This window comes from Rhizobium grahamii, from assembly GCF_009498215.1.
Classification (GTDB): domain Bacteria; phylum Pseudomonadota; class Alphaproteobacteria; order Rhizobiales; family Rhizobiaceae; genus Rhizobium; species Rhizobium grahamii_A.
This window is the reverse complement of sequence record NZ_CP043499.1, coordinates 920333-945603: the sequence shown is the minus strand read 5'-3', so window position 1 is coordinate 945603 and position 25271 is coordinate 920333. Positions and strand designations below refer to the sequence as shown.

21 protein-coding genes and 1 pseudogene are annotated in these 25271 nt (G+C 60.2%); 18 read left to right on the top strand and 4 right to left on the bottom strand.

Annotated features, from left to right (window positions below; all coding sequences use genetic code 11):
• Positions 1–216 precede the first annotated feature (216 nt).
• The 7 genes and pseudogenes from FZ934_RS23285 (at position 217) to FZ934_RS23260 (ending at position 7977) form a co-directional block, all read left to right on the top strand.
• Positions 217–1659, top strand: a complete 1443-nt coding sequence (locus tag FZ934_RS23285; RefSeq protein ID WP_153273219.1) for a sensor domain-containing diguanylate cyclase — start codon at positions 217–219, stop codon at positions 1657–1659.
• A gap of 167 nt (positions 1660–1826) precedes the next feature.
• Positions 1827–2351: a hypothetical protein gene (locus FZ934_RS23280; protein WP_153273218.1), complete on the top strand. Its 525-nt coding sequence runs from the start codon at positions 1827–1829 to the stop codon at positions 2349–2351.
• Positions 2352–2427: 76 nt separating this feature from the next.
• Complete coding sequence (locus FZ934_RS23275) at positions 2428–2589, top strand: DUF1328 domain-containing protein (RefSeq protein WP_153273217.1); 162 nt, start codon at positions 2428–2430, stop codon at positions 2587–2589.
• A 256-nt stretch (positions 2590–2845) separates the two neighbouring features.
• On the top strand, positions 2846–5029 hold the full coding sequence (gene katG / locus FZ934_RS23270) for a catalase/peroxidase HPI (RefSeq protein ID WP_153273216.1): 2184 nt from the start codon (positions 2846–2848) through the stop codon (positions 5027–5029).
• Positions 5030–5069: 40 nt separating this feature from the next.
• Positions 5070–5165: pseudogene (locus tag FZ934_RS28715) on the top strand (serine protease); the annotation flags it as partial.
• 246 nt (positions 5166–5411) lie between these two features.
• Positions 5412–5855: a YbaN family protein gene (locus tag FZ934_RS23265; RefSeq protein WP_153273215.1), complete on the top strand. Its 444-nt coding sequence runs from the start codon at positions 5412–5414 to the stop codon at positions 5853–5855.
• A 211-nt stretch (positions 5856–6066) separates the two neighbouring features.
• Positions 6067–7977: an adenylate/guanylate cyclase domain-containing protein gene (locus FZ934_RS23260; protein WP_246738030.1), complete on the top strand. Its 1911-nt coding sequence runs from the start codon at positions 6067–6069 to the stop codon at positions 7975–7977.
• Between the two features lie 36 nt (positions 7978–8013).
• Here FZ934_RS23260 and FZ934_RS23255 read toward each other — a convergent pair whose 3' ends face one another.
• Positions 8014–9201 (bottom strand): ROK family transcriptional regulator, encoded by a 1188-nt coding sequence (locus FZ934_RS23255; RefSeq protein WP_153273213.1) that lies wholly within the window; start codon positions 9199–9201, stop codon positions 8014–8016.
• A 229-nt stretch (positions 9202–9430) separates the two neighbouring features.
• On the opposite strand from FZ934_RS23255, the gene FZ934_RS23250 reads away from it, so the two are divergent.
• The 5 genes from FZ934_RS23250 (at position 9431) to FZ934_RS23230 (ending at position 15068) form a co-directional block, all read left to right on the top strand.
• Positions 9431–10672 (top strand): ABC transporter substrate-binding protein, encoded by a 1242-nt coding sequence (locus tag FZ934_RS23250; protein WP_153273212.1) that lies wholly within the window; start codon positions 9431–9433, stop codon positions 10670–10672.
• A 63-nt stretch (positions 10673–10735) separates the two neighbouring features.
• On the top strand, positions 10736–11635 hold the full coding sequence (locus FZ934_RS23245; protein WP_113364050.1) for a carbohydrate ABC transporter permease: 900 nt from the start codon (positions 10736–10738) through the stop codon (positions 11633–11635).
• The gene (locus FZ934_RS23240; RefSeq protein ID WP_153273211.1) at positions 11632–12498 is read left to right on the top strand and encodes a carbohydrate ABC transporter permease; all 867 of its coding nucleotides are present in this window, start codon (positions 11632–11634) and stop codon (positions 12496–12498) included. Before FZ934_RS23245 ends, FZ934_RS23240 begins: the two co-directional genes overlap by 4 nt.
• Complete coding sequence (locus FZ934_RS23235; RefSeq protein WP_153273210.1) at positions 12495–14009, top strand: DUF4038 domain-containing protein; 1515 nt, start codon at positions 12495–12497, stop codon at positions 14007–14009. The genes FZ934_RS23240 and FZ934_RS23235 overlap by 4 nt, the downstream gene beginning before the upstream one ends.
• 9 nt (positions 14010–14018) lie before the next feature.
• Positions 14019–15068, top strand: a complete 1050-nt coding sequence (locus tag FZ934_RS23230; RefSeq protein ID WP_153273209.1) for an ABC transporter ATP-binding protein — start codon at positions 14019–14021, stop codon at positions 15066–15068.
• A gap of 70 nt (positions 15069–15138) precedes the next feature.
• Here the strand turns inward: FZ934_RS23230 and FZ934_RS23225 are convergent, their stop codons facing one another.
• Positions 15139–16953, bottom strand: a complete 1815-nt coding sequence (locus FZ934_RS23225) for a chloride channel protein (RefSeq protein ID WP_153273208.1) — start codon at positions 16951–16953, stop codon at positions 15139–15141.
• A gap of 87 nt (positions 16954–17040) precedes the next feature.
• Here FZ934_RS23225 and FZ934_RS23220 point away from each other — a divergent pair, with 87 nt between their 5' ends.
• The 3 genes from FZ934_RS23220 (at position 17041) to FZ934_RS23210 (ending at position 20504) form a co-directional block, all read left to right on the top strand.
• On the top strand, positions 17041–17487 hold the full coding sequence (locus FZ934_RS23220; protein WP_153274005.1) for a MarR family transcriptional regulator: 447 nt from the start codon (positions 17041–17043) through the stop codon (positions 17485–17487).
• Positions 17475–17945: a MarR family winged helix-turn-helix transcriptional regulator gene (locus FZ934_RS23215; RefSeq protein WP_153273207.1), complete on the top strand. Its 471-nt coding sequence runs from the start codon at positions 17475–17477 to the stop codon at positions 17943–17945. The genes FZ934_RS23220 and FZ934_RS23215 overlap by 13 nt, the downstream gene beginning before the upstream one ends.
• Positions 17946–18062: 117 nt before the next feature.
• Complete coding sequence (locus FZ934_RS23210; protein WP_246738028.1) at positions 18063–20504, top strand: glucan 1,4-alpha-glucosidase; 2442 nt, start codon at positions 18063–18065, stop codon at positions 20502–20504.
• Between the two features lie 62 nt (positions 20505–20566).
• On the opposite strand, the gene FZ934_RS23205 is transcribed toward FZ934_RS23210, so the two are convergent.
• Positions 20567–21361: a TIM barrel protein gene (locus FZ934_RS23205; protein WP_153273206.1), complete on the bottom strand. Its 795-nt coding sequence runs from the start codon at positions 21359–21361 to the stop codon at positions 20567–20569.
• Positions 21362–21514: 153 nt separating this feature from the next.
• Here FZ934_RS23205 and FZ934_RS23200 point away from each other — a divergent pair, with 153 nt between their 5' ends.
• Complete coding sequence (locus tag FZ934_RS23200; protein ID WP_153273205.1) at positions 21515–22168, top strand: glutathione S-transferase family protein; 654 nt, start codon at positions 21515–21517, stop codon at positions 22166–22168.
• Positions 22169–22193: 25 nt separating this feature from the next.
• Here the strand turns inward: FZ934_RS23200 and FZ934_RS23195 are convergent, their stop codons facing one another.
• A complete protein-coding gene (locus tag FZ934_RS23195) occupies positions 22194–23060 on the bottom strand; it encodes a helix-turn-helix domain-containing protein (protein ID WP_246738027.1) in 867 nt (288 codons plus the stop codon).
• A 97-nt stretch (positions 23061–23157) separates the two neighbouring features.
• Here FZ934_RS23195 and FZ934_RS23190 point away from each other — a divergent pair, with 97 nt between their 5' ends.
• Positions 23158–24717 carry a 4-hydroxyphenylacetate 3-hydroxylase N-terminal domain-containing protein gene (locus FZ934_RS23190; RefSeq protein ID WP_153273203.1) on the top strand — a complete coding sequence of 520 codons (1560 nt, stop codon included), beginning with the start codon at positions 23158–23160 and terminating at the stop codon, positions 24715–24717.
• 12 nt (positions 24718–24729) lie between these two features.
• The gene (locus FZ934_RS23185) at positions 24730–25242 is read left to right on the top strand and encodes a flavin reductase (protein ID WP_153273202.1); all 513 of its coding nucleotides are present in this window, start codon (positions 24730–24732) and stop codon (positions 25240–25242) included.
• The last annotated feature ends 29 nt before the right edge of the window (positions 25243–25271 follow it).

Below are 25271 nucleotides of genomic sequence, written 5' to 3'. Positions count from 1 at the left end.
CCACAAAACAAATCAACTACAGCGGTTGATTGGGCCAATCTAGGGGTCTGCGGCGACTGCGCAAGCCCGATCTGAATACTGAAGCGTGATCGAAATGCATCGCCAGAAAACGTCGCTAAGCATTAACCCCAGTCGCTGAAATCGGTTGGGCGGTAACCTGCGCTAAAGCGATGCGGCTGTAGGTTCGGCCAAAATGAGCCATCAGGATACCCTTTCGTGACTACGCGTTTCTCCCAGTTCAAGTTGGTTGGTCCCGTTCTCGTGCTCGTCGCGATCCTGATCGCGGGCCTGGCGGCGGTTCCCTACTATGGGGTGAAGCGCCTCGATGCGGAAAGCCGCGAGCGGCAGGAGACGCTGGTCAAGCGGAACATCTCGATATGGATCGCGGACGTCGAGTTCGCACTGACCGCATGGACAATTTGGGACGAGTCGATCGCCAAGATCGACAACTCGTTTGATCGCGAGTGGGCGGATCGCAACATCGGCAGCTCCCTGATCGGGACGTCGAGGACGCGTTTTGCCGCCATTCTCGATGCTGAAGACAGCATGATCTACGCCAAGACGGCGGACGAGGTTGTGGGTCGGCCCTTCTTCGTTCGGCGAGCGTCGGCTATTGTAGATGACGCCGGTTCTCTCGTTCGGCGCGTTCGCGAGCGTGAAGCCGGCGTGAAGAAGCCTGGCATTCCAGACCCGATCGCCTTCAGCAAGATCGAGGTTATTGGCAGCGACGCGGTCCTTTTGACAGCCAGCCTCTTTCAGGCTGACTTCCAGACGGCCAAGCCGCGTGGAAACCGAGCGCCAATTCTCGTTTCCGCGATCCCGATCGCAGGCAGTCTGCAGGATTTTCTGGGCAACCGCTTTCTTCTCGATGACGCGACCATCGGCCCTTTGAGCTCGGTTTCACCGGACCGTGCGCGCGCCGAGATTGCCGTCGGGCAGGACGGACAGGTCGAAGTTCTGTCATGGCACCCACCGACGCCCGCGAGCGATCTGCTGCTGCAATCCCTGCCTCTCGCGGCTGCCGTCACCATCCTGCTGATTGTCGGCGGCTTGTTCGTCATGCGGCTGTCGCGCCGGACGGTGGTGTCGTTGGTCGAGGCTGAACAACGCATGCGCCACGCCGCCACGCATGACTTTCTGACCGGCCTGGCGAACCGCTCCATGATCGAGCCGGAGTTCGCGAGGCTATCCAGCTGCGGTAGCCTCACAGTCGCGTGCCTCGACCTCGATGGGTTCAAGAGCGTCAACGACAGACATGGACACGCAGCCGGGGATGAATTGCTGAGGCAGGTCGCTCAGCGCCTGAAAGCCGGAACACGGGATGGCGACGCTGTCTTCCGTTTGGGGGGCGATGAGTTCGCCGTTCTCATGCCATCGGTCCCAATGGCCGAAGCCGAGTGGCGTTGCCGGCAGTTGTCGCAGCTTTTGTCTCAGCCCTACGTGATCGACGACGTCGAGGCACAGGTCGGCGCATCCTTCGGGCTTGGTGAAGTTCAGGTCGGCGGCGGTGAAACATGCGACCAGGCCCTGAAGAGAGCGGACGCAGCGCTTTACGCCGCAAAGGCAAAGGGCCGAGGTATCGTCGTCACTTCCGCTATGTCGTCGGAAGGCAGCAGCTCGTCCGCCGTTCACCCGAATTTGGCAAAAAGTCGAAAGTGATAGCTTCAGGCTTGGGCACGACTCGGGGCCGTCCGATCTGGAGGCTGAAGGTAATCCGGATACACCCTGGCGCCAGAGCCTAGCGCGGGTTCCAAAACGATCGACCGCGCCACGTTCATGCCGGAATTGTCTGGTTGTTAGCCGCGCAGGCGAGCGAAGGGCACGTTATGGAATTCATCAATCGTTTTATCGATCAGCCGATGCTTCAGGCAGCGTCGTGGATGCTTCAGGTCTGGCATCGGCGAAGCGGTCGTTCTCCTGACGCGCTTGGGCCGATATGGAACCTCGTGGTTATCCTGTTCCTGCTTGGGGTGAGCTGCTGGTGTCTTCCTGGAACACCGGGTCTGCTCGCCGCCGGTGCCCTCTTGATGCTATCCTTTCCTCCAGCGTGGAAGCTTCTGACGAAGCCGGACAGCGGCGGATACGACGCGCGCAGATATCGAGCCATGGCTGCGCTTGCGATCAGAAAGCGCGAGACCGAGTGGGTCGTGCGGGTGCTTGTGCTGATGATCTCCGCTTGTCTGCCGATGCTGGCCGGCGGTGGAGATGAGGTCGGCCAACTTTTTGTGGTTGGCGCCGGGCTCTGGTTCGCATTGACGGTTCCCGCGAATGCCTACCTTGCCGCGGCCGAGCCGCCGAAGCCCTATGATGGCGACAATGCATTCACACGCCGCGCGGTCATTGCCACCTAGAAGCGCTTCCGGGCCTGTCTCGGAACCAAATCGCCTCTCTCTCCGTTTTCCTGTGGTCAGAATGACGGAGGTGGAAATGCTTTATTATGCTCTCGTATTCTTGGTGGTCGCACTCATCGCCGGCGTGCTCGGTTTTGGCGGTATTGCCGGTGCATCGGCGTCAATCGCCCAGGTCCTGTTCTTCCTTTTCCTGGTTCTCTTTGTCGTGTCGTTGGCTATGCGCGTCCTGAGGCGCTGACGCGACGGAATGTGAAATCTATGCAGAAGAGGCGTCGCCGAATGGCGGCGCCATTTTTTTGCCTGCGGCACATACCGGCGATAACGTTAGCTTATCGCCTTGATCAGTAATTCCAACTTAGAGTTATGGTTCACATCGGTTATGAAGGAGGCAGTGGAGGTCGCGGGTCCGCGGTGTCTGGGGTGTTCTTTTTGTCCCAAAGGCTGGCCGGCATGTCCTCCCGTTTTCGACGCATCAAAAAACCGAGGAGAAAACAATGGACCAGAAACCTGATAGCGCCGGCAAATGTCCCGTGCCCCATGGCAATACGCCTCGCGGCAGAGGCAACCGTGACTGGTGGCCGGATCAGCTGAACGTTCAGATCCTGCATCAGAATTCGGGTCTTTCCGATCCGTTGGGAGCGGCCTTCAATTATGCCGAGGAGTTCAAGAAGCTCGATCTCAACGCGGTCAAGCAAGACCTTCACGCGTTGATGACGGACTCCCAGGATTGGTGGCCGGCCGACTTCGGACACTACGGCGGCCTCTTCATTCGCATGGCATGGCACAGCGCCGGCACCTACCGCATCACCGATGGCCGCGGCGGCGCGGGGCAGGGACAGCAGCGTTTCGCCCCGCTCAACAGCTGGCCTGACAACGTCAACCTCGACAAGGCCCGTCGCCTTCTCTGGCCGATCAAGCAGAAATACGGCAGCCGTATTTCCTGGGCCGACCTTTTGATCCTGACCGGCAACGTCGCGCTCGAATCCATGGGCTTCAAAACCTTCGGCTTCGCCGGCGGCCGCGCCGATGTCTGGGAACCGGAAGAGCTCTATTGGGGCCCTGAAGGCACCTGGCTCGGAGACGAGCGTTATAGTGGCGAGCGCGAACTCGCAGAACCGCTCGGCGCCGTGCAAATGGGTCTTATCTACGTCAATCCGGAGGGACCGAACGGAAATCCGGACCCATTGGCCTCTGCCCGCGACATCCGCGAAACCTTCGCCCGCATGGCAATGAACGACGAAGAAACCGTTGCGCTGATCGCCGGTGGCCATACGTTCGGCAAGACGCACGGCGCTGGCGATCCGTCCTTCGTCGGCGTCGATCCCGAAGGCGACGAGATTGAGGCGCAGGGCCTTGGCTGGTCGAGCAAATTCAACACCGGCGTCGGTCGCGATGCTATCGGCAGCGGTCTGGAAGTGATCTGGACGACGACACCCACCAAGTGGAGCAACAACTTCTTCTGGAACCTGTTCGGTTACGAATACGAACTGGAAAGCAGTCCGGCGGGCGCCAAGCAGTGGGTTGCAAAGGGTGCGGGTGAGACGATTCCGGATGCCTTCGACCCCGCGAAGAAGCACCGGCCAAAGATGCTGACCTCCGACCTCGCGCTCCGCTTCGATCCGATCTATGAAAAGATCTCGCGCCGGTTCATGGAAAATCCGGACCAGTTCGCAGACGCGTTCGCTCGCGCATGGTTTAAGCTCACGCATCGCGATATGGGACCCAAGGTACGCTATCTCGGTCCCGAGGTGCCTGCCGAAGATCTGATCTGGCAGGATGTTGTCCCGGCCGTTGATCACGAGTTGGTCGATGACAACGACGTGTCAGCCTTGAAGGCGAAGGTCTTGGCGTCCGGTCTGACGGTGCAAGAACTGGTGTCCACGGCCTGGGCCTCGGCATCAAGCTTCCGTGGTTCGGACAAGCGCGGTGGCGCAAACGGTGCGCGCATCCGTCTGTCACCGCAAAAGGACTGGGATGCCAACCAGCCGGCACAGCTGGCGAAGGTGCTCTCCGTTCTCGAGGGCATCCAGAAGGACTTCAACGCAGCCCAGACATCAGGCAAGAAAATCTCTCTCGCGGACCTGATCGTACTCGCCGGCAACGCAGGTGTCGAAAAGGCTGCGGGTCCCGGGGCAAGCGTTCCGTTCACGCCCGGCAGAATGGACGCGACCGAAGCGCAGACGGATGCGGCGTCTTTCGCGGCACTGGAGCCGCGCGCCGACGGTTTCCGCAACTATGTGAACGCCAACCGCCGCCAGTTCCTGAAGGCGGAGGAGGCGCTTGTCGACCGTGCCCAGCTGCTGACTTTGACGGCGCCTGAGATGACGGTGCTCGTCGGCGGTCTGCGCGTACTCAAGGCCGGCGAGCCGGAGCACGGTGTCCTCACCGACAAGCCCGAGACGCTGACGAACGACTTCTTCGTCAACCTGCTCGACATGGGAACCGTATGGACCCCGGCCGCCGGCAAGCAAGGTGTCTATGAAGGCCGTGATCGCAAGACGAACGCCCTGAAATGGACCGGCACCCGCGTCGATCTGATCTTTGGATCGCACGCCCAGCTTCGCGCTCTTGCCGAGGTCTATGGCTCGTCCGATGCCAAGGGCAAGTTCGTGCGGGACTTCATCGCGGCCTGGACAAAGGTGATGAACGCCGACCGTTTCGATTTGGCTCGGCGGTAAAAGGTAATAGTGTGCCCGGGCGCTGGTGAAAGGCGCCCGGGCCTCTGCAGGGCAGATTATCGGCGTCAATACGCCGGTCATCAGGGAAAGACAAAGCATCGCTTTCGCCGTAACCTCGCACACCGCCAAACATGTACGGCTGCCTGATGGCGTGACGATCGATAGCGATGTCGAGGTCTTGATCTTCTCGGTGAAAGGCCTGGGTCGAACAGCCCGTTGTTCGACCAACAAAAAGAATGACTTGAGAGAGTGACCGGCGACACTGGAGGCGTTAGATTGGGGGCGTCGGCGTGACGCGGGCTGCGTGTCGTCCGCCTCATATCGAGGCTGCTCGCGCTCGGGGTGTCGGACCGCAGCGTGAGAAGGTTCCCGTTTAAAGCCTATGATCGATCCTCCCGATATCTCCGTAGCTCGGACGTCAGGCCAACCGCATTGGGTGGTCAGAGCCGTTTATGCCGCGCTAGGGTGCCTCATGGCCGCGCTCGGTATCATCGGCGCACTTGTCCCTTTGATGCCGACAACGATCTTTCTGATCCTTGCGGCCTGGTTCTTCGCGCGGTCGTCTCCTCGGTTCGAAGCCTACCTTCTCAATCACCGTTGGTGCGGTCCGCCTTTACGGGCCTGGCGCGAAGATGGTGCGATCCCGTCGAAGGCGAAGATCCTTGCGGTACTGGGGATGTCGGGCGGCTACATCGCCTTCTTCTTCGCTGTTTCTCCAGGTATCTGGCTTGCGCTCCTTGTCGGTTTTTTGCTTGGCGGATGCGCGCTCTATGTCGTTTCCCGACCGACCGCACATTTGCCTACAGCCGCCGAATCCGGCGAATGATAGTTGCAAACCGTCCGCACGGTCTGTTTGATTTGGCGTTGAGACGTCGGCACCGCAGCGATCTTGCGAGAAACTGCGCTTGACCGGATCACCGCCTATTCGGTTATCTAGCCAATCAGTCAGGTGCGCGATCAAGTGAGCGCGCTTGCGAGGCGTCGGCGGAGGCGGGGAGCCTATGGGGCAGGGGTATTGGAGGACGCTGAGGGGGATCTTGGTCACCTGGGCCATGCCCTTGCGGCTGCATCTCAGCGTTATCATCCTTGGGCTCTTGGCCTGTACCTCGCTGCCGCTGATCTTCATTACCTATAGCCAGGGGAAATTCGCCGCAGTCTCGACGGGGGAAGCGCAGATGCGACAGCTCGGGTTGCGGGTCATCGAGGATTACCGCAACGTCTTCCGGGAAGGCTATTCGGCAATCGTCGCCGCGTCAGCCGTGCCGGAGATGACGACGCCACCTCCTTATGATGTGGACACCAAGGAAGCATTTCTGCTGAACGTGCTCAGGTCCTCCTTTCGTGTCGATAACCTCTACGCGGGCTATCCCGACGGTAGCTTCGTTCAGGTCGTCGACGCGGCTGATAATGCCGAGTGGCGCGCCGACATGAACGCGCCTGCCGACGCGGCCTATGCAGTGCGTACCATCGATCGGTCGAATGGCGGTCCGAACACCGTCTGGACTTTCTATGGCAAAGACATGCGGCTCTTGAAAAGGGCGGCGGATCGCGATGATGTTTTCGATCCGCGCACTCGGCCCTGGTACACGACAGCTGTCGGTACCGGCAAGGCTGTCTCCGTTGGCCCCTATATCTCGGCATCAACCAACTTCCTTACAGTGACCGTCGCAACGCCTACGGCGTCGAATCGACACGTTGTCGTCGGAGCCGACGTCATGCTCGTTACGCTTGGGGACATCGTCGACATCAGTGCCGTTTCCGAGCACGCTCGCGCATATGTTTTCGATCAGGATGCGAATCTGATCGTCCATTCGGACCGCGATTTGATGAGCGAAGTCAGAGGGCAGCTCCGTCGTGGCAGGGCGGTATCCCTGGCGGACCTCGCTCGCGTCGATCCGGCGCTTCCTGCTGTTGCACATCTGCTTGAATCCGGTGGCGCCCAGACGGGGACCGTTACCCATTTTCAAGCTGGAGAGCGGGAATATCTTGCCGAGGTTTTTCATGAAGCGGTGGCCGGGCTCGGGAGGAAATACACGGTCGCGATCGTCGCGCCGCTGAGCGACCTGGTTGGGCCAGTCGAAGAGAGATTGACGCGAAATCTCGCGATCGCGGCAGCCTGCCTCACCTTGGGAATCCTGGCGGCGATTTTCATCTCGCGTTTCGTCAGCCGATCGCTTTACGTGCTTGCCGAGGAGGCAACACAGTTGGGCAAGCTGGAGGTTCGCGAAAGCCGGATCGTCCATTCGTGGATTTCCGAAGTGAATGCGCTCGCGAGAGCGCTGCGATCCGCACGCCACGCGATTCGCACCTTCTCGCTTTACGTTCCCAGGGAACTCGTCCGCAGAATTGTGATCGCCGGTCAGGCGAATGTAGGTGCCGCGGTCCGGCAGGATGTCACGGTGCTATTCACCGATATTCGCGATTTCACGACGATCTCGGAAGAGAACTCACCTGAAGAGGTCGTTGCTCTCCTGTCGGAATATTTCGAGGGCCTCAATAAGATCGTCGAGCGTCACGGCGGGACGATCGTCCAATATATGGGGGATGCCATCCTCGCCATGTGGAATGCTCCCTTGCACGACCCTGATCACGTCGAGCATGCATGCCATTGTGCGCTGGCGATGAAGCAGGCCGTGGATGCGATGAACCACGCGAATAGTTTGAATGGCCGCCCTCTGCTCATCACACGGTTCGGACTGCATACCGGTGCCGCGGTGGTGGGGAGTGTCGGGGCCGAGGCGCGGCTGCAGTACACGGCGATCGGCGATACGGTGAACATTGCCTCGCGTCTCGAGGGACTCAATCGACAGTATGGAACGACGATCCTCGTCAGCGGCGCGATCCGGGATACCGTCGGCCGGCTTTTCGAACTCGCTCCGGTTGGCGTTGTCAGCGTCAAGGGACGAAGCGGGCAGACGGAGTTGCTCGAGCTCCGTGGCACGATCTGAAGGGCGGGCACTGAAGCTGCCCGCTGGCTGTCGCGCTTATGTCGCAGGGCTGACGATGCGTCCGTGTTGCCGCAGCACGAGCGCGACGGCGCCCATGACAGTGTCGTCGTTGCCGAGGAATTTTGCCACGACGAAACGCGGGGCGCTGACGCCGGGAAGATCCGGATGCTGCAGCGTGTGTCGATTGAAGCTTCGCTCCAGGGGCTCGAGAAAGGCTTTGCCGATCGTCGCCAGCTTGCCGGCGATGACGAAAAGTGGTGGGTTCAGGATTGACGACGTGATGCCCATGCCCCAGCCGGCCTTTTCGGCGGCATCCTCGATGAATCGCCTGTAGCCGATCCGGCCTTCGCGGGCGCGTTCCACGAACTGATCGATGGTGACGGGTTGCCCGCTGAACTCTTCGGCGCGACGGATCAAATGGTAGCCGCCGGCATAGGTCTGTAGGCAGCCGCGATTGCCGCAACGACAATAGGCGCCATCGGGATCCAGGACGATGTGACCGAATTCGGCCGCACTGCCGCTGACACCGCGGACGACCGCGCCGTCACGCACGATTGCGCCGCCGACGCCGAGGTCGAACTTGTAGAGGATGAAATCGCTTTCCCCGACCGTCGAGCCCCAGGTCATCTCGGCGAGCGCTCCGCAATGGCTCTCGTTTTCGGCATGCAGCGGGCAATCCAGCCGCGTCGAGAATATCTCGGCGAGATCGACGCCTGCCCATGTCGGCAGGACGTCCCCGTTCAACACCTTGCCGTCGTAGCTGAGTGGCGCGGAAATCGCCACGCCGACGCCGAGGAGGTCGGCGATCGTAATTCCGAGCGATTGGCATTGGCTCGTCAGGCTATCTCGAACCTGGTCGGCGGCCTCTTCCGGCGTGTAGTCGCGGCGTATCGGAATCCAGACGTCGGATAGCACCGCATGCGTCATGTCGCAGATGACGATGCGGATCTCCCCAAGCCCCAGCAGGACGCCGGCGCAGCGGCCCGATCCGGGACTAAGCGAAAGTAGCTGGGACGGTCGCCCGAAGCCGCTGGCCTTGGCGTCGACGTCTATGACGATGCCGGCATCCCTGAGTTCGGTCAGTGCGGTTGAAACCGTTGAACGGCCAAGGCCTGTTGATTTTGAAAGCTGCCCCGCTGTCGCCGCACCGAAGGCTGCGAGCCCTCGAACGAGCCGGCCGGCTGGCGAATCGTGGTCGAGGAAGAGTTCGTTGATATTTTGCATGGCCGCCTCCTTGTTGCGTTTTGGACTGAACTCCCAAGCCGAGTCAACTTTTTTCAATCGGCAGAAAATCCCCACAGCGATGGAGTTGTCACGCACATAAGGGAATTAAGTATGCGGTTAATGTCGCGTATAATCTCATACTTAATTCGAAATAGAAAAAAGTCATTGACAGTTTTGAATGCGTTTGGTTGATTGCTGTCGCGGCAGAGGACCGCTCAGGGAGGCTTCGATGAAGAATGGTTTGACCGCCACGCTGTCTGCGTTGGCGATGAGTGCAGCGCTCGTTTCCGGTGTTGCCAATGCGGGTGAAGTGAAGATCTGGACGCTCACCTTTGACAACAACTCCGCCAACGTGGCGTGGGACAAGATCATCAAGGAATTCGAAACCGCGAACCCCGGCGTCACCGTGACCCGCGAAGGCCGCTCCGTGGATGAGCACAAGGCGGCGCTCCGCGTTGCCGCGCAATCCAGCCAGGGGCCAGACATCTACTTCATGTGGGCAGGCCTTGGGCTGGGCGGGGAATTCGTCAAGGCGGGTCTGTCTAAGCCGCTGGATGAAGCCTATACCAAGTACGACTGGGACAAGCGTTTGGTCGGCACCGCGGGAAGCTTTTCGAAGATCTATCCCGGCGGACGTAACGGCGTGCCGTACACCTTCCACGGCGAAGGGATCTATTACAACAAGGAACTGTTCGCCAAAGCCGGCATCACCGCGCCTCCGACAACCTACGACGAGCTGAAAGCCGACGCCGCGAAGCTGAAGCAGGCCGGCATTCCGGCGATGACATTCGGTGGCACGGTCAACTGGCACCTGATGCGCCTGATGGACGTCATCCTCGAAGCCAAGTGCGGCGCCGAAAAGCATGACCAGTTGATGGACATGAAGCTCGACTGGGGCACCGAGCCATGTGCCACCGCGAGTTTCCAGGAGCTGAACGACTGGTCGCAGAACTACATCCTCAAGCCGTTCATGGGGATCGACAACTCGCAGAGCTTCAATCTCTTCCTTGCCAATCGCGCGGCGATGATGGTCGAGGGCGACTGGCTGGTCAGCCAGCTGGCGGACTCCAAGAAGATCGACAATTTCGATCTCTTCCCGTTCCCGACTGGAACCGACCGTCTCTACGGCTTTGCCGAATATCTCTACGTTTCGGCGAAGAGCCCTAACTCCGAAGAAGCGACGAAGTTCCTTGACTATCTGCTCTCCGACAAGGTCCAGCAGGAGAACCTCGGCGCGTTTGGCTCGATCTCGGTCAACGCGAACGTCAAGTACTCGAACGTCTCGGCGCTCGACCAGAAATGGATGGATATCTTCGGCAAGTACACGAAGATCTACATGAATGGCGACCAGGCATTCCCGCTCGACGTAACCACGGAATATTGGCGCGTCATCAATGAAGTGGCGTCCGGCAACATCAAGCCTGACGACGCGGGCAAGACCTTGCAGACCTTCATCGCCAATCGAGGATAACCTCCCAAGGCCGGGGCTCCGCGTGTTTCAGGCGGAGCCCCACCACAAGGTTCGGAAGAAGAAATGTCGAAAGCGCGCCAATCTATGGGGCCGCAGATGCAGGGCTATGTCCTGCTTGCGCCCGCTCTGGTGGTCTACCTTCTGTTCGCCGTCTATCCGATGGTCGACGTCATCCGCATGTCGTTCTCATCCTGGAACGGCCTCAGTCCGGACGCGAAGTTCGTCGGTCTGGCGAACTATCGGGCGATCATGACGCAGGACCCGGTATTCTGGGGTGCGCTCACCAATACCATCCTGTGGACGGCATTTGCCGTGATCATCCCCAATCTGATCAGCTTCTGTCTGGCGCTCGCGCTCAATCAGAATATCCCAGGAAAATCGGGCCTTCGGGTGATCTTTTACCTGCCCGTCATCATTGCCTCGATCGCCGTCGCGACGATCTGGAAGTGGATGTACGACCCGTTCTTCGGGCTCTTCAACAGCCTGCTGACCAGTTGGCATCTGGACGGTTGGATCATGGACTGGCTGGGCGACAAGAAGATTGCTCTGTGGTCGGTCTTCGTTGCGCATGTCTGGCAATCCGTCGGCTTTTCCATGGTGCTTTTTCTAGCTGGTCTCCAGAGCGTCTCGACGACGCTGATCGAAGCCGCTCGCATCGATGGGGCGGGGCGCTGGGGTGTTTTCCGTTACGTCACTCTTCCAGCGCTCGGGCCGACGATCACGGTGGTCTTCGTTCTGTCTTTGATCAATTCGCTGAAAGCCTTTGATATCGTTTACGGCATGACTGGCGGCGGGCCGGCTCAGTCCACCCAGATGCTGGCGATGTGGGCCTATACGCAGTCCATGCAGCTTGGCGTATTCGGTCGCGGTGCTGCTGTTTCCGTCGTCCTGCTGCTGATCACGCTGGTGATTGTCCTGCCTTACATGCGGTGGATGTTCCGCCGCGAGGAGATGGTGCGATGAAGATGTTCTCGCAAGCCTTCCGGCCCGTCGGCTCCGCAAAGGTCGACCCCGTTCTCGTCGCGCTGTGGATCGCGTTCATTCTGCTCGCGCTGATCTGGATCACGCCGTTCCTGTTCATCGTCTTCACCTCGTTGAAGTCGAACTCCACTGTGATGGGCTCGAGCGCCTTCATGCCGCCGACTGAACTTGCTCTCGACAATTTCGTTGCGGCCTGGAAACGCGGCAATTTCTCGACCACGGCGTTTAACGGCGTGGTGATCACGGTGATCAAGGTGCCGCTTGGTCTGTTCATCTCCGCCATGGCGGCCTACGCGCTCGCCAAGGTTCCGATGCGGATGAACAAGGCGCTCTTTGCCCTCTTCCTGTTTGGCACCATGCTTCCGTTCCAGGTCATGCTTGCGCCGATTTTCCGACAGGTGAATGCGTTCGGCCTGATCAATACCTATCCCGGCATCATCCTGCCTTACCTTGCCTTCGGCATTCCCTACCAGGTGTTCATTCTCCACGGTTTCTTCTCGGCCGTGCCGAAGGAGCTCTCGGAGGCTGCGCGTATCGACGGCGCCTCGCATTTCACCATCTTCCGACGGATCTTCCTGCCGGTGTCGCTACCCGTCCTTTCGGCGCTGTTGATCCTTGATTTCGTTGCCACCTGGAATGAGTTCGCCATGGCACTCGTCATCCTCCAGGATCCGAAGATGTGGACCCTTCCGCTCGGCCTGATGAGCTTCCAAAGCCAGTTCTCGAGCGACTACGGCGAGCTCAACGCCGCTATCATCATGACGGTGCTGCCTGCAGCCATCGTCTACCTCATGTTCCAACGTTATTTCGTCGCCGGTCTGACCACCGGGGCCGTCAAGGAATGACCATGACCCATCTCTACGATATCTTTGAAGCCCGCCTGCAGGCGCCGGCTAACGGCAACCCTTATCTCGATGTCACGCTGCATGCGCACTTCAAGCAGGGCAATCGCTCGGTGCGTGTCACCGGTTTTCATGACGGCGGCAATGAGTATGTGATCCGCTTCATGCCGGATACCGTTGGCGAGTGGACCTACGTCACGACGTCCAATGTCGCCGAACTCGATGGCCGGGAAGGGAACCTTACCGTGAACGCCGCGCGAGATGGCGTGCACGGCCCGGTGCATGTCCGCAATCGCTTCCATTTCGCCCATGCCGACGGCACGCCATACTTTCCATTCGGAACGACCTGCTACGCCTGGACGCACCAGCCGCTCGATATGCAGGAGCAGACACTTGCGAGCCTCGAGAAGAGCGGCTTCAACAAGATCCGTATGGGCGTTTTCCCGAAGGATTACCCGTTCAACACGAATGAGCCGTTGCAGCCGATGTTTCTGGAGACGAGCGGCGGCGGCATCGATTTCGATCGTCCCAACCCGGCAGCTTTCCAGCATCTGGAAAAGCAGATCGCTCGCCTCGGCGACCTCGGGATCGAGGCGGACCTGATCCTCTTCCACCCCTACGACCGCTGGGGCTATGCGACGATGACCGAGGCGCAGAACCTTCGCTACGTCGAATATGCTGCCGCGCGTCTCTCCGCCTTCCGCAATGTCTGGTGGGCGCTGGCGAACGAGTACGACTTCCTGCTCGATACCATTCCGGTCGAAACCTGGGATCGCTTTTGCCACATCCTGGAAGAGAACGATCCGGTTCAGCATCTTCGGTCGATCCACAATGGCGACCAGAACATGAATTTCGATCATCGCAAGCCGTGGATCACTCACGTCTGCATCCAGAACTGGGATGTGAAGCGGACGCCGGAATGGCGGCTGGCGTATGGCAAGCCTGTCGTCAACGACGAGCCGGAATACGAAGGCAACATCATCTACTGCTGGGGCAACATCAGCGCCGAGGAACTGGTTCACCGCTTCTGGATCACTGTCATGCGCGGCGGCTATGCCGGCCACGGCGAGACATATGTCGATCCTGATGATCTGATCTGGTGGGCCAAGGGCGGTGTTCTTCACGGCGAGAGCTGGAAGCGGATCAGCTTCCTTCTGAAGCTGATGCAGGGCGACAAGCTCGAAGGCCTAGAACCGATGGGCATGCATGACCAGTGGCCGTGGAGCAGAATTTCGGGCGCCCGGGACCTGGGCGGCAAGGTGTCGTATCTCTATTTCGGCGAGCACCAGCCGAACCAGTGGACCACTGGTCTGCCGACCGACGACGGTCGCTACGAGGTCGATCTCATCGACACGTGGAACATGACCGTGACGCCGGCCAAACGGATTGAGGCCTTTGTCCCCCATCCGCAGCGGCATGGAAACATCACGCGGGGCGGCAAGGCGGACGCTGCCTTCGGCATCGAACTGCCGGGACGTCCCTATCTCGCACTGCGCGTGCGCAAACTCGATTGAGGTAAGCCAATGGCATCCGTCGAAATCTCCAATGTGAAGAAGTCCTATGCCGCGGTCGCCGTCATGCACGGCGTCGACGTGTCGATCAAGGATGGCGAGTTTGTCATTCTGGTCGGCCCGTCAGGCTGCGGAAAATCCACGTTGCTGCGCATGATCGCGGGTCTCGAAACGGTCACGTCGGGTGATATCTCGATCGATGGCAGGCGGGTCAACGACCTCGAGCCCAAGGATCGCGACATCTCCATGGTCTTCCAGAACTATGCGCTCTACCCGCAGATGACGGTTGCGCAGAACATGGGATTCGCGCTTGAGCTTGCCGGCAAGAGCAAGGCGGAGATCAAGGCGGAGGTCGACAAGGCAGCCGACATCCTGTCGCTTACGCCTCTTCTGGAACGCAAACCTGCTCAACTGTCGGGCGGACAGCGTCAGCGCGTTGCCATGGGCCGGGCGATCGTTCGCCATCCGAAGGTCTTCCTGTTCGACGAACCCTTGTCCAATCTCGACGCGAAGTTGCGCGTCAAGATGCGTGCCGAGATCAAGGCCCTCCACCAGCGCCTGAAGTCGACGATCGTCTATGTTACCCACGATCAGATCGAGGCCATGACCATGGCTGACAAGATCGTGGTGATGAATTCAGGCCGCGTCGAGCAGATCGGCACGCCACTCGAACTCTATGATCGCCCGGCGAATCTATTCGTCGCGACGTTCATGGGCAGCCCGGCGATGAACATCCTACCGGCCAAGGCGACGCAGGGAGGCCTGCTGGTCGCAGGCATCGCAACCGTGCCGAATGCGGCAGAACTGCGTTACGGTACCGACGTTTCGTATGGAATTCGGCCGGACGATATCGTGATCGGCAAGGAAGGCGGGGTGTCTGCGGAGGTTTTGGTCGTGGAGCCCACGGGGTCGGAAACCCATGTCACCGCAAGACTCGGCGGGCACGAGATCGCAATCGTCTCGAAGGACCGCCTCAGCATCGATCCGGGCCAGATGATCTCGGTCAGTTTCATCACTGAACGCGCGCACGTCTTCGACAACGGCAGCGGGCGACGGATCTAAATCACGTACCTATAGGAACAAGGAGATGGCGGCCACGCAATGCGCGGTCGCCATTCCTGTTTCAGATCAATCAGATCGCGTCGGCTTGTAAGTCGCGACCGCGCCCAAGGAATGGCTGCCGCTCGGTCTCCGCGACGCGCAGCGAGTGGCGAAGACGAAGCAGATCCTTCCGTGCGACCAGGCCGAGGAGCTTGCCGGTTTGCGGATCGACGATCGGAATGCGCCCCGTATCTGCGGCGAGCATCAGGTCCGCCACGTAGCCGACGGTATCGTCCGGGTGAGCGGCGGGTGCGGAGCTATCCGAGGTGAGTTCGTCCAGCGTTTTATCGGAGAGCGCAACATCCTCCTGCCAACGCAACGCCTCGGCGCGCGAGACCATTCCCTTGACGACGCCTGAGGTATCAACGACCGGATAGAGCCGATGCGTGTGCACGGATGTGGCGAAGAACGAGCAGGCATCCCCAACCGTCATGTCGGCTGAAAGGGTATCCACCTTGTCGATCATGATGTCGCGTGCACGTGTTAGCTCGAAGGGATCGATGCCGTATTCGCGCGTGATGTGGCGCCCGCGTCTGGCGATCTTTTCCGTCAGGATCGAACGCCTAAGCAGTATTACGGTGACTGCATAGGCGCTGACGGTGGCGATGAGAATTGGCACGATCATCGAGATGTTACCGGTGAGTTCGACCGCGAAGAATGTGCCGGTCAGCGGTGCACGCATCGTTCCGCCCATCATGGCCGCCATGCCGAGCAATGCCCAGAAGCCCGGTTCGCCCGGGAGTGCCAGTCCAATCAGCCATCCGAGAGCCCCGCCGAAGATGAGCAGCGGTGCGAGAACACCGCCTGAGGTTCCCGAGGAGAGCGCCACGAGCCAGATCGTTGCCTTGACGATGAGGATAACCAGCACGGCTTGCGGGAGCAGCGTACTGTGCAGAAGCCCATCGATGATGTCGTAGCCGACGCCCATCGCCCGAGGTTCGATCAGGCCTCCGAGGCCGATGACGAGCCCGCCGATCGCCGGGCACCACATCCAGTGGACAGGCAGCGCTTCGAAGAGGTCCTCGACCTTGTAGAGGAGGGTTGTGAGAATGCCGGATTGCAGGCCAGCGACGATCCCCATCGTCGCGCAAAGCGCCATGCCCCACCAAGAAAGCTCCATATGGAACGAGACCGGAAAGAGGGCGCCGGATTGAAACAGGAAGGGCCGCCAGCAGATCGAGACGCAAGCCGCGACCGCGACCGGAATGAAAGACCTTGGCTTCCATTCGAAAAGCAGCAGTTCGACTGCGAGCATCACAGCTGCGATCGGAGAGCCGAAGATTGCCGTCATGCCGGCAGCTGCGCCGGCGACAAGCAGGGTCTTGCGTTCGGCGGAACTCATATGAAAGCATTGCGCAAAGAGCGAGCCGATAGCGCCGCCCGTCATGATGATCGGGCCTTCGGCGCCGAAGGGGCCGCCGGTGCCGATCGAAATCGCTGACGAAAGCGGCTTCAGGATTGCCACCTTGGGCGACATCCGGCTGCCGCCGATCAGGATCGCCTCGATAGCTTCCGGAATTCCGTGCCCGCGGATCTTTTCGGATCCGAAGCGCGCCATCAAGCCGATGACCAATCCTCCGAGAACCGGGACTACAACCGTCCAGAACGAGCGCGGTGCTTGCGCGATGGAAACGGCGGTGATGCTCAGTCGGCCGAACCAGACGAGATTGGTCACCAGTGAAATTAGACTGACGAGAACCCAGGCTGCAAAAGCGCCGCCGGTGCCGACGAGGAGCGCCATGGCAATGAGCGCGAGAACGCGTCTGTCGGTGGTGAAATCGCCCGCCTCGCGACGGGAGAGGCCACCGGTGAAATCATGTGGGCGTTGAGTGATCCTGGGATGCATCGCTGATCCTTGCTTGAGGCTTCCGTTCGACCTCGCAAATATATCGTGATACGATATAAATCAACAAGCAATCGTGGAGGTGCCGCTGTGACGACGAAGTTTGATGGATTGTCCGACCTAGACTACGAAGCATTGGCCAATCTGCGGTACCGTATCCGCAAGTTTCGCCAGTTTAGCATCAAGGCTGCCGAGCGGCTTGGCCTCTCTCCGCAACAGCATCAGGCCTTACTTGCAATCCGGGGGCTTGGCGTCGGCGGTCAAATGAGCATCGCGTCGCTTGCCGAACGATTGTTCATCCCGGTCGATGCAGGACTTGAACTGGCACGCTCGCTCGAGGCGCAGGGGAGCGTTGTCATCGAGGTGAAAGCGCGGCGAAAGCCGGTTGCCCGGTTGACAGAGGAGGCACAAGGACTATTGCGGCAGTTGACTTCAGCGCATCTCCACGAAATTCGAGAGATGGCGCCGGAACTCACGCTGGCCCTGCGCGTGCTGCAGGATCATCGCAGAATGGAAATGGCTGCATGGATGCAGTAACGCACGCGGCAATCAAGGGGGCAGGGTCATTGACGACGAAAACCGACGGACTGACCGCTACGGATTATGAAGCTCTGTCGAATTTGCGCTATACGCTGCGTCGTTTCATGGATTTCAGCAGCTCGGCCGCGCAACAGGAGGGTCTGCCGACCCAACAGCATCAGGCGCTTCTCGCAATAAAGGGTCATCCGGCGGGAGAGCCGATGACGATCGGCATGCTGGCCGAGCGTCTGTTGATCGCACCGCATTCGGCCACCGAACTCGTCGGCCGGCTGGTGGCGGCCGACTATGTCTCGCGGCGCGCGGATGAGAAGGACAGGCGCCGGCAAACGATTGAACTGACCGACAAGGCAGAGGACGTGCTGATGCGGCTCACAGCCATTCACTTGACGGAGATCAGGGACATGGCGCCGAAGCTGATCGATATTCTGAAGAGCCTGCAGACCGACAAGGAATGAACCCGGTCCGATCGGGCAGCGGGGCTGCGAAGTCCCGCCGATCTGACCTTCGTTGGCGAAGCCCACTCTCCGTTTTAAATGGCGGACGCTTGATTTCACCGCAGGGATGGCTCACTGATGAGGCCAGCCATCTGGGCGGAGGATCAGCAAGTGGCCGTTCCGACAGTAGCATCAGGTTCCATCGTGCCGCCGGGTGCACCCGGGATCGAGCCTCGCTGGACATCAAGTGACAAGAGCGCTGTCGGCACGGCCGTCAGCCCGGCAAGCTGCGTCTGGTTCACGACAAGCCACGGTATTCTGAACGAAATCTATGCGCCACGCCTCGATATGGCGTGCGTGCGCGATTTCGGTTTCCTCGTGACCGCGGACGGCTATTTCTCCGAGGAGAAGCGGGATGCCGATCATTCGGTGCAGGCAATCGAGGACGGTGTCCCGGCATTCCGCCTCGTCAATACGGCAAGGGACGGTCGTTATCGGATCACGAAGACGGTGTTCGCCGACCCCGATAGGGAGGTCGTCCTTCAAGATCTGCACTTCGAAGCATTGGTCGGGTCCTTGTCGGACTACCAGCTCCATGCGCTCGTCGCGCCGCATCTGGTCAATGGTGGCGCGGACAACACCGCGTGGTATGGGGAGTTCAAAGGCAGGCCGATGCTATTTGCGCAAGGCTCCGGCCGCTCGCTTGCTGTGGCTTCGACGGCTCCGTGGATTGCGCGATCGGCGGGCTATGTTGGCATGTCCGACGGATGGCAAACGCTCTCGCGCGGCCAGGGCCTCAACCAGGACTATCGGCTCGCCACATCCGGCAATGTCGCATTGTCTGGCACACTCGACATGGAGGCGGGAAGTGGGCGCGCGCTGGTCGCCATTGGCTTCGGAACGCAGCCGGAGGAGGCGGCGTTTCGGGCCGTTCTCAGCCTGGATCAGGGGGCAGTGCCTGCACTGAGGCGTTATCGCAAGGGGTGGCGCGAATGGCAGTCGACGCTGTTTCCGCTCGACGAACCGCATGATCCCGAAACGTTGAACCGATACCGGGTCAGTACGGGCGTGCTCGCCACGCATCGTGATGACACGTCCGGTGCAATTATCGCGAGCCTCTCCGTGCCATGGGGTTTCAATAAGAGCGACGACGACCTTGGCGGCTATCATCTGGTCTGGACGCGCGATCTGGTCGAGACTGCTGGTGGGCTGCTTGCAGCTGGCGCGGAAGCGGATGCCCGCTCGGTGCTTGACTATCTTCTGGCCATCCAGGAGGCCGACGGTCATTGGGTCCAGAATGCCTGGCTCGATGGACGCCCCTACTGGAACGGCATCCAGATGGACGAGACGGCCTTCCCGATCCTGCTCTACGACATGCTTCTTCGCGCCGGCGTGATTGAAGCATCGTCGAACGGCCGCTATCTCCAGATGATAGAGGCGGCGGCCGCCTATATCGTTCGAAATGGACCGGCGACACAGCAGGATCGTTGGGAGGAGGACGGTGGCTATTCTCCCTTCACCCTGGCAGTCGAGATCGCCGGATTGCTTGCGGCCGCTGATGCGTTGGAAGCGGCGGGGCGCATGGCGCAGGCGCAATATTTGCGTGAGGTCGCGGATGGCTGGAACGAGTCCATAGAGGAATGGACGTATGCCAGCGATACAGAGCTGTCCCGGCGTCTCGGCATTGCCGGCTATTATGTTCGTATCGCATCCGACAGCGATGGCTGCCCGTCCCTGGGGCGTGATTTCATCCCGATCCGCAACCGTGACGACAGCGGCGAAGTTATCGAGGCGGACTTGCTGCTGAGCCCGGACGCCTTGGCTCTGGTCAGGTTCGGTTTGAGAGCGGCCGACGATCCTCGCATCGTTGATACGGTCACAGCGATCGACTCCGAGCTCCGGCGTGATCTTCCGACCGGATCCTATTGGTATCGCTACAACGGCGACGGCTATGGGGAGCGCGACGACGGCAGGCCGTTTGCAGGAAGTGGTATTGGACGGCTCTGGCCGCTGCTGACAGGGGAGCGCGCCCATTATGAACTGGCCGCCGGCCGATCCGATGAGGCGCGGCGCCTTCTCGCCGCACTCGAAGCCTCTGCAAGCGACGGCGGCCTTATTCCCGAGCAGGTGTGGGATAGTGCGGATTTGCCGGCTCGTGAATTGTTTCTCGGTCGCCCGTCGGGTAGCGCAATGCCTCTGGTCTGGGCGCATGCCGAGCACATAAAGCTCTTGCGCTCCATCCGCGATGGCGTGGTCTTCGACATGCCGCCACAAACCGTTGCCCGCTATATCGCCGGGGCTCCGCCATCTCCTCCAATTTCCTGGCGCCCAACCGCGAAGCGGATGCGGATGCCGGCCGGCCGCGTCTTGCGCATTGAACTGCCTGAACCCGCGCTGGTGCACTGGTCGAAAGACGGCTGGGTCACGACGGCGGATGCGGAGACACATGATACGGGCTTTGGCACGCAAATATGTGATTTGCGAACCGACGGTATCACCAACGGATATATCGACTTCACGCTCTTCTGGACGGAGCTTGAGGAGTGGGAAGGCACCAACTACCGGGTCGAGATCATTTGAAATCCGCGCGCCTTGCAGCGGCGATCCGCTTGGTTTGATGCATGGCCCCCGTGACAGAAGCGTCAAAGAGTGAAAGCGGCGCGGAACGCTTCAAGAGCAACGACCGGATCGCCGGCGGCCCAGGCTTCCATGCCGATCGGGCCGGTGTAACCCATGCCTGCCAGCGCCTTCGCGATGCCGTTCCAGTTGACTTCGCCGGTTCCCGGCTCGCAGCGACCGGGAACGTCGGCAACCTGAATTTCCCCGATCCACGGCAGGCATCTCCGGCAAAGCTCGATAAGGTTCCCTTCGCCGATCTGGGCGTGATAGAGGTCGAGGTTGAGGCGAAGGCGGGGGTGGTCGATGCTTGAGACCAGCGCCAAGGTATCTTCCGCACGACCGAACGGAACCCCGGGATGGTCGACCGGCAGATTGAGGTTCTCGAGAGTGAAGACGACGTTTTCTTCCTCGGCCATATCCACGATACGGCGGAGAGTATCTTGTGCCTTCAGCCACATGGCGCCGGTGACCACTTCGACCGGCTGCACCGGCAGTCCGCGATCGCCGAGGCCGGTTCCATGAAGGTTCAACCGTTGCACGCCGAGGCGCTTTCCGACTTTTGCGGTTTCTCGCGCGGTTCTCAGAAGTTCGGCCGCGCCTTCGTCGTCGGTGAGCCGACCAGCAAGGTAGCCGTTCATGATGGTAAAGGTCGCGCCGGTTGCCTCGAGCTTCTTCAGGTCATGCTCCGGCCAGTTCCAGAGGCCGACGCCGAAGCCCATTTCCTTCAAACGCGAGGCACGCCACTCGATCGGTTTGTCCTGCCACAGCATTTCAGCGCAGGCGGCCAATGCGAACGGTGAAGTGCTGTTGTCGCTCATCGGATGATGTCCTCCCTGTACATGTCCTCCGGTGAATTCAGCATCAGTAACCTTCAAAATCTAGTCACTACTGGCAAAGAATTTCGCGATGGGGGAATGTCGGAATCCGAGGCAGTCCTTCGTCTTCATGGCAGACAAACCAGGAGAGAAGTCATGGCCATTACCATTACTGCCTTCGAACGATCCCCAGATCGCGGTAGGGGGCTGGCGCGCGACATGCGCGTCCGTTGGGCGCTGGAGGAGGTCGGTCAGCCCTACGACGTGCGTCTTCTCTCCTTCGAGGCCATGAAGCAAATGCAGCATCTCGCTCTGCAACCGTTCGGGCAAATCCCGACCTACGAGGAAGGCAAGTTAGCGCTGTTCGAATCCGGCGCGATCATCCTGCATATCGCCGAACGCTATGCGGGCCTGCTGCCCGACGATCCAGACGCAAGGGCACGCGCGATTGCATGGATGTTCGCCGCGGTCAGCACGATGGAGCAGACGATCGTTGAACTCGAAGTCGCCAACATCCTGGAACGGAATGAACCCTGGTACGACAAGCGGCTGCCGGCCATCCTGGGGCGCATCCACACGCGACTTGGCCAATTCTCCCGCCGGCTCGGTGATGCAGAATGGCTCGATGGCGAGTTCAGTGCCGGCGATCTTGAGATGGTCTCGGTGCTGCTCAGGTTGAGAGGGCCGGGAATACTGAAGGAATATCCGACGCTGGATGCTTATGTCGCCCGCGGCGAAGCGCGGCCCGGATACAGACGGGCATTCGAAGGTCAGTTGGCGGTCTTCAAGGCCGCCAATCCGACGCCTTGAGAAAAGCCGACAGTCGTGCTGTCTGTCAGTGACGAGGATACTGCTCGCGCCACACGCTTGGCGGTTGGCCGGTATGATGTTTGAAGAAACGCGAGAAATACGCCGCGTCCTTCAGGCCGACCTCGTAGGCTATATCTTCAAGCGGGCGCACCGTGAACAACAGAAGCCGTTTGGCCTCTAGCAGACGACGCTCACTGAGGAACTCCTTGACCGATAGGCCGAATGCGGACTGGCAGGCCTTGGTAAGCAGGTGCGGCGTCGTGCCGAGTTCATCGACGTAGCGTTCGACGGGCCAGTTTTCCCGAAAATGGCGATCGACCAGCTGCCGGAATTGTGATGCGAGGACGGTTTGCGCGGGACGAAGATCACCCGTTTGTCCCGACCCGAAACGAGCAATTTCAGTCATGGCCACGGTGGCGAGCGCCGTCAGGACCATCTCCATGCCCGGTCGTCCTTCGCGGTATTCGTCCGCCATCTGCTGCATGATCCTCGAAAGCCGCGCCCAACTTGCGGGATCGCCTGTATCGGCGATCATCACAGGCGCATCGATCGGCAGGATCGTGCGCTCGTCGAGCGGTGCCAAGGCGCTGTCGGCAATGGAGACGACGATCGCATCCGTCTCGCTTGGTTCTACCGTGAAGCCGTGCACGACCCCACTCGGGACGAAGCTGACGGCTGGCGCCAAAAAATCCAATCTCTGCTCTTCGATAAAATAGGTACCATGACCTTTGGTCCAGAAGGTGATCTGCGCCATCCGCGCATGGCTGTGAGCATCAACACGGCCGAGATGGACGTTTTTCCGCGCCATCACCGTTTCAACGTGCATGAATCCCGGCTCGAGCGGTCGATCCGGCTCGCCATACACAAAGAAGTTGGGAACAGAATTCGCCATCAAGCACACCAGAAAAAGTCCAAGCGATTTTGCAATTCTGTCCATGGAAGCCGTGCAGCGCAAGGCCTAGGTTTTATGAAAGTCAAAGGAGGAGACAATGAATATCCAAACCCGTAGCAGTGTCCTTGCCGAGGACTGCCGCGCAGACAAGACGCGCCCATTCACGGGGGCGGAATATATGGCGTCACTGCGTGACGGTCGCGAAGTCTACATCAACGGTGAGCGCGTGGAGGACGTTACCACCCATCCGGCAATGCGAAATTCGGTTCGCTCGCTGGCATGCCTCTACGATGCCCTGCATGATGAAAAGACCAAGGGGCGCCTGACTTCGCCGACCGACACCGGCAATGGTGGATATACGCACAAATACTTCCGTGTCGCGAAGTCCTCCGCTGAACTCGTCGACCAGCAAAGTGCGATCGCCGATTGGGCGCGAATGTCTTACGGCTGGATGGGTCGCACGGCCGATTACAAGGCCGCACTGATGAACACACTTGGCGCCAATGCGGATTGGTATGGCCCCTTCAAGGACAACGCGCTTGCCTGGCACAAGCGCGCGCAGGAATCCGTGCTCTTCATGAACCACGCGATCGTCAATCCGCCGATCGATCGCCACAAGCCGGCGGATGCCGTCAAGGACGTCTTCGTTCATATCACCAAGGAGACCGATGCCGGTATCTTCGTGTCGGGGGCCAAGGTGGTGGCGACTTCGTCGGCCCTGACGCACTACAATTTCCTGGCCCAGAGCTCCGCGACGGTAACCGAAGACCCTTCGCTTTCGGTGATGTTCATAGTTCCCATGAACGCGCCTGGCATCAAGATGTTCTGCCGCGTCTCCTACGAGCAGACGGCCAACACCGTTGGCCACCCGTTCGACTACCCGCTTTCGTCTCGCTTCGACGAGAACGATGCCATCCTCGTGCTCGACAACGTTTTCGTCCCCTGGGAAGATGTGCTGGTGCTGCGGGACGCCGCAAAGATCCTGTCCTTTCATCCTGCCTCGGGCTTCATGCATGGCTATTGTTTCCAGGGCTGCACGCGCTTCGCCGTGAAGCTCGACTTTCTGGCGGGGCTGCTTTCCAAGGCTCTCCGGGCGACCGGCGGCGATGCCTTTCGGGGAAATCAGGCAGCGCTCGGTGAGGTCATCGCTCTCAGGCATATGTTCTGGAGCTTTTCGAATGCGATGGCCTACAATCCGCAGCCGTGGGCCAACGGCGCGGTGCTTCCGAACATGGAGGCAGCCCTGAGCTACCGGACTTTCATGTCCGAAGCCTATCCGCGCGTGATCGAGACCGTTCGCAAGGTCGTGGCTTCGGGCCTCATCTACCTGCCGTCGTCGGCAAAGGACTTCGGCAATCCGGAGATCGATCGCTATCTCGCCCAGTATGTTCGTGGTTCCAACGATATGGGCCATATCGAGCGGATCAAGATCATGAAGCTGCTCTGGGATGCGACCGGCACGGAATTCGGCGGGCGCCATGCGCTTTACGAGCTGAACTACGCCGGGGCGCCGGAAGAGGTGCGCCTGCAGGTGCTGAAAGGCGCCGAGAGAGGCGGGCGTCTCGCCGAAATGGAGCGGCTCGTCGATACGTGCATGAGCGATTACGACGAAAACGGCTGGACCGGCGACACCTGGTTACCGCCGCTGAATAGCTAAGGAGGAACTGCAATGGAGGAGGCGGTTTCCAAGGCAGAATTTCGCAATGCGATGGCGCGCGTCTGCGCGTCCGTCAATGTCATCACGTCGAATGGATCGGCCGGCCGCGGTGGCTTTACCGCTACGGCGATGTGTAGTGTCACGGACGAGCCACCCACCTTGCTTGTCTGCATGAACGGGAGGTCGGCGCAATGCGCGCTCTTCCTCGAGAACCGCCGCTTTTGCGTCAACGTCCTGGCGGATGATCACCAGGAACTTGCCGGCTATTTCGCGGGTCGGCAGGCTGATATGGCGGCGAGATACGCCGCCGCGAAATGGGTGGACCTGCCGTCGGGTAGCCAGGCGCTTGCGGATGCCATGGTCTCGTTCGACTGCGAGCTGATCGAGGCACGGCTCGTCGGCACACACCACATCTTCCTCGGTCAGGTCGTTGGCATCCGGTCGCGCACGGATGGCAATGCGCTGCTCTATTTTGACCGGGCCTACGTCAACGTTCCCTCGCAGGTGGGGAGCTTCGGAGGCTGATCACTCGGCGGATTACACAGAAGAAAGGC